A 974-nucleotide genomic window follows, 5' to 3' on the forward strand; every position below is an offset into this window, starting at 1 on the left:
TAACCTGAGCTGCACATAAGAAATGGAACTAAATGCCCTTGCGGTGATCAGATCTTTCGACCAAGAAACATAAGATTACCAAGGCAAGGGCATGAATAACTTAGATGCAATTTACGTAGATGTCGATGATTTTTGTTTATTGTTTGAACCTCAATGGCTTAAACACCTAATAGAATCAGGTGAAAAGCAACGCATTAAGCCATCTCGACTATCCTCTAGCGAAGTGATGACTATATTAATTGCTTTTCATCAATCAGGTTATCGCGACTTTAAAACTTACTACACCAAATTTGTTTGTCAGTATTGGCGACATTATTTTCCTGATTTAGTCAGTTATACACGTATGCTGAAGTTACTTCAGGCCACGTTACCTGCTCTGTGTAGCTATCTGAAGCAGCGCTTTGATAAACCAACAGGCATTGCATTTATCGATTCCACTTCTCTCAAGGTGTGTCACAACATGCGTATTCCTCGCCACCAAGTTTTTGCGGGAGAAGCCAAACGAGGCAAAGGAACAATGGGCTGGTTTTATGGTTTTAAACTTCACCTCATCATGAATGATGAAGGTGGTTTATTAGCTGTAAAAGTGACAGCTGGGAATGTTGATGATAGACAGCCGGTATTAGATATGGTCGATAATGTTACAGGTAGTTTATACGCTGATAAAGGTTATGTATCTGCAAACTTAAAAGCGGAACTTGCTGAGCAAGGCATTAATTTTATTACAGGACAACGAAGTAATATGAAACGTCAGCCAATATCATCTTGGGATAGAGCGATGTTATCAAAGCGTTTCATCATTGAAACAGTTTTCGATCAGCTGAAAAATATGGCTCAAATAGACCACACAAGGCACCGCAGCTGCATCTCATTTATGGTTAATTTAATGGCTGGATTAATTGCCTACACTTTTCAGACTAAAAAGCCGAGTATAAAAGTGACTCGACTTTAATTCTTATGCAGATCTGAGGTTA

At 38.9% G+C, this 974-nt stretch carries 1 protein-coding gene; it reads left to right on the forward strand.

The features are described from left to right. Positions 1-91 precede the first annotated feature (91 nt). Entirely contained in the window at positions 92-952 is an 861-nt protein-coding gene (locus tag PSI06_RS20995) for an IS982 family transposase (RefSeq protein ID WP_004587958.1), read from the forward strand. The last annotated feature ends 22 nt before the right edge of the window (positions 953-974 follow it).

This window comes from Pseudoalteromonas sp. GABNS16E, from assembly GCF_028598715.1.
Taxonomy (GTDB): Bacteria; Pseudomonadota; Gammaproteobacteria; order Enterobacterales; family Alteromonadaceae; genus Pseudoalteromonas; species Pseudoalteromonas atlantica.